Origin of the sequence: Tabrizicola sp. YIM 78059, from assembly GCF_004959785.1 — a bacterium.
Classification (GTDB): Bacteria; Pseudomonadota; Alphaproteobacteria; order Rhodobacterales; family Rhodobacteraceae; genus Tabrizicola; species Tabrizicola caldifontis.
This window is the reverse complement of the sequence record NZ_SJZH01000039.1, coordinates 1-3,890: the sequence shown is the minus strand read 5'-3', so window position 1 is coordinate 3,890 and position 3,890 is coordinate 1. Positions and strand designations below refer to the sequence as shown.

The 3,890-nt window shown below is 61.7% G+C and carries 4 protein-coding genes; all 4 read left to right on the top strand.

Annotated elements, in window-relative coordinates:
- Positions 1 to 277 (top strand): plasmid partitioning protein RepB C-terminal domain-containing protein (locus tag EZM81_RS17820; protein WP_305791170.1); only part of this gene is annotated, 277 nt, incomplete at its 5' end.
- Positions 278 to 973: 696 nt separating this feature from the next.
- Complete coding sequence (locus EZM81_RS17815; protein WP_136646713.1) at positions 974 to 1,177, top strand: AlpA family transcriptional regulator; 204 nt, start codon at positions 974 to 976, stop codon at positions 1,175 to 1,177.
- A gap of 157 nt (positions 1,178 to 1,334) precedes the next feature.
- Positions 1,335 to 2,222 carry a WYL domain-containing protein gene (locus tag EZM81_RS17810; protein ID WP_136646712.1) on the top strand — a complete coding sequence of 296 codons (888 nt, stop codon included), beginning with the start codon at positions 1,335 to 1,337 and terminating at the stop codon, positions 2,220 to 2,222.
- A gap of 64 nt (positions 2,223 to 2,286) precedes the next feature.
- A partial coding sequence (locus tag EZM81_RS17805; RefSeq protein WP_136646711.1) for an SNF2-related protein occupies positions 2,287 to 3,890 on the top strand: 1,604 nt, incomplete at its 3' end.

Genomic DNA, 3,890 nt, shown 5'->3' with positions numbered 1-3,890 from the left:
TTCCTTGCAAACCGAGCGGCATCCACAAAAGAAGGTTAAAGGCATCACGCCGGAGGCGATGGCGCGCATGGAGCAGGAACTCGCCCGGCTGCAGGAGGGGATCGCCTCGATCCAGGACACCTACGGCGAGGACCACCTGCATCTGACCGTGATCAAGGGCTATGTCGGCAAGCTGCTCGGGAACGCGCGGGTCGTGCGCTATCTGGCGCAGAACCATCCCGAGTTCCTCGGCGAGTTCCAGACCATCACCGAGATCACGCCGGCCGAGGCCGAGTAGCGGCCTGTAGGTCAACGACGGGGACCCGGACCCAACAAGCGCGGGGACCGCAGGAGACGCCGGACTGTGGGCCGGATCAAGCGCGGCGGTGGGGATGGCGGCGAACCCGCTCGGAGCCCACCAGGCCGGCTCGAGTTTTCGCCGGCCGCGCGGTCGCGCATGCGGCTGCGTTCCATTCGGGGCGTGTCGGAGACCGGGCCACTCCGGCACGCCCATTTGTCCACTCGAAAAACATGGTGAATCCGCGACGTCCTGAGGTAGTGCGTTGCGGCTCTCTGCGAAAAGAGAACATATAAAAAACGAAACAGGCACAAAAGAATAGAAATTCATCCATGCGAGTTTTTATGCTATTGATTCCATTGTGCATCGTAAGAATGTGTGAGGTCTGCGTAGCCTTTGGGGTCTCTGCGCATTTCGGAGGGAATGAGTCATCGAAAATCTCGGCTCAGCGTTTCGCCGTCGCGCGTTGGCCGAGGGCCACGAGCACCCTCGTCGCGGCGCGATCATCAATCGTTTTCTCTCGCCTACGCAGGTCCGGGGACGACCAGACCGGGCGCGCAGTTCGTCGTCTTGGCGACCGCCGTCGCCAGGCCAGCAGCAATGCGCGGATGTGCGCAACCAACTGACTTGCCTCGCATTTCCTTTCAGGCCTTCGTTTGGACGCAACCATACCGAGTTGCTCAAACGGAGGATATCATGAAGCGCAACTGCCTGACGCAGAAGGAACTCGCCGACCGCTGGACCATCTCGCACCGCACCCTCGAACGGTGGCGGTGGGCTGGCGAGGGGCCGGCCTACATGAAACTCGGAGGGCGCGTGGTTTATCGTGTCTGCGATATCGAGGCCTTCGAGCTCGAGGCCATCAAGGCAACCGCGGAGCAGCAGGTCCAGCTCGCGTGACGAGACAGTCGCCCCTCCCGACCACAGGACGCGCGGCAAATCTCTGATTTGCGACGCATTTCGATTGCGCCACATCACCCCCTCGGCTAGCCTCACCTCAGGCCCAGTAAATGGGTGCGCATAGTAAACATGCGCATGGCCGAGGCGGGAGCGCGACATGGAGCGGGACAGGTCGGAACTGCGCTGGGGCGTCGAGCAGCGCCTCGAGTTCATAGAGTTCCGCCTGTTCTGGGAGGGACATGTGAACCGCAGCGATCTGATGGACCAGTTCGGGGTCTCGGTGAACCAGGCGTCCACCGACCTGAACCGCTACATCGGAATGGCGCCGGACAACATGGTCTATGACAAGAGCGCGCGGACCTATGTCCGCGGCTCAGGCTTCCGCCCGCGGTTCCATGAGCCCGACGCCAGTCGCTACCTCGCCCAGCTGCGGTCGGTCGCCGACGGGATCCTCGACCGCGACGACTCCTGGATCGCCGATCTCCCGCCCTATGCGGCCGCTCCGACGCCCGTGCGCGGCGTCGATCCGGCGACTCTGCGCTCGGTCGTCACCGCCATCCGCCGGTCCGAGGCGATCGAGGTCAAGTACCAGTCCCTGTCCAGACCAGAGCCGCGCTGGAGGTGGATCGCGCCGCACGCTATCGCATTCGACGGGTTCCGCTGGCATACGCGGGCGCTCTGCCTGACCGATGACTGCTTCAAGGATTTCCTGCTCTCGCGGATCCTCGAGATCGGCGGGACGCGTGAGAGCGAAATGTCGGCCGAGAATGACCGCGACTGGCACTCCGAGGTCACCCTAGAGGTTGGCCCTCACCCCGATCTCTCCGAGACACAGGCGAAGGTCATCGCGCTCGACTATGGCATGCGCGGCGGCAAGGTGAAGATCAAGGTGAGGCGCGCGCTCCTCTACTATGCGTTGAGACGGCTTGGGCTCGATACGGACCCGGCAGCCCGGAAGCCACAGGATCAGCAGATCGTCTTACTCAACCGTGATGAAATTTTGACTAGTGCTCGGCCAAGCGACGGGCAAAGGCGCGCGGTATGAAAGAACGGATTCACGATGAAGACCATGCCGAAAGAATGCCACCAAAGATTTGCGAGGTCTTGGAGTGACTAGGCTCGAAGACATTAGGAATGGAGCGTCGATTGCTGGCGTGGTCCCGAACCAGACGGTTGAAGCGGTTTCGGTCGAATGGATCGGCGATCAGGCGATCAACCTTGTGTACCGGGTGCCCGGCGGCAGCGTTTCGGAGACCACCCTATATCGTGATGACGAGCACCGGCTCTCTGTCGAGCAAAGAGGTCGAGCTTGGTCCTTCGATGCCGACGCGAGTCTTCTGCGGCTTGTCACCGAAGCGAACCGGATCAAGCTTGCGCATTACTTCGATCCGTATCTGGCGATCCACACGAGCCTCGTCGACCCGCTTCCGCATCAGATCACGGCCGTCTACGGCGAAATGCTGCCGCGGCAGCCGCTTCGCTTCCTGCTTGCCGACGATCCGGGAGCAGGCAAGACCATCATGGCGGGCCTCCTGATCAAGGAGCTGATCGCGCGCAGCGATCTCGAACGCTGTCTGGTCGTCGCGCCCGGCAGCCTCGTCGAGCAATGGCAGGACGAGCTGGGAGAGAGGTTCTCGCTCGAGTTCGACATTCTTTCTCGCGACATGATCGAGACCTCGCGTTCGGGCAACGTCTTCAATGACCGCAACCGTCTGATCGCTCGCCTCGATGTTCTCGCGCGGAACGAGGATCTCCAGCAGAAGCTCGCTTCCTCTACGGAATGGGACTTGATTATCTGCGACGAAGCTCACCGCATGTCGGCGAGCTACTTCGGCGGTGACGTCAAATACACCAAGCGATACCAGCTGGGCCAACAGCTCGGCCGAGTCTGCCGCCACCTGCTGCTGATGTCCGCTACGCCACACAACGGCAAGGAGGAGGACTTCCAGCTTTTCATGGCGCTGCTGGATGGCGACCGCTTCGAAGGGCGCTTCCGTGACGGTGTGCATTACGCCGACAGTGCCGACATGATGCGCCGCCTGACTAAGGAAGAACTGCTGAAGTTCGATGGTAGACCGCTGTTCCCGGAACGGCGCGCCTATACCGTAAAATATGAGCTGTCGCCGGAGGAAGCCGGGCTCTACAGCGCCGTCACGGAGTACGTTCGGACGGAAATGAATCGCGTGCAGCGGTTCGCGGAGCAGGATGGCAAGAAACGGAACAATGTCGGCTTCGCGCTGCAGATCCTTCAGCGACGCCTCGCATCGTCCCCCGCCGCAATCTACCAGTCGCTGAAACGCCGGCGGGAACGGCTCGAGGCGGAACTCGCGGAAGCCAGACTCGCGCGAAAGGGTGGACGCGCTGCTTTCGGCCAGCCGGACGTCTCGGAAGAAATTCTCAAGAACATTGATGAGTATGGGCAGGATGAAGTCGACGAGATTGAAGATCTGATCTCAACCGGTGCCACGACGGCCGAGACCGTCGAGCAGCTCGAGATCGAGGTCCAGACCCTCAAGGGGCTGGAGATCATGGCGCTCGACGTCCTGCGCTCGGGCAAGGACACCAAGTGGACCCAGCTCGACCGGATCCTCGACGATGAGCTCATGATCGACAGCGACGGTAACCGCCGAAAGCTGATCATCTTCACCGAGCCCAAGGACACATTGCACTATCTGCTGGAGATGGGGTGGATGCCGCTCTCCCCTGACGGCAT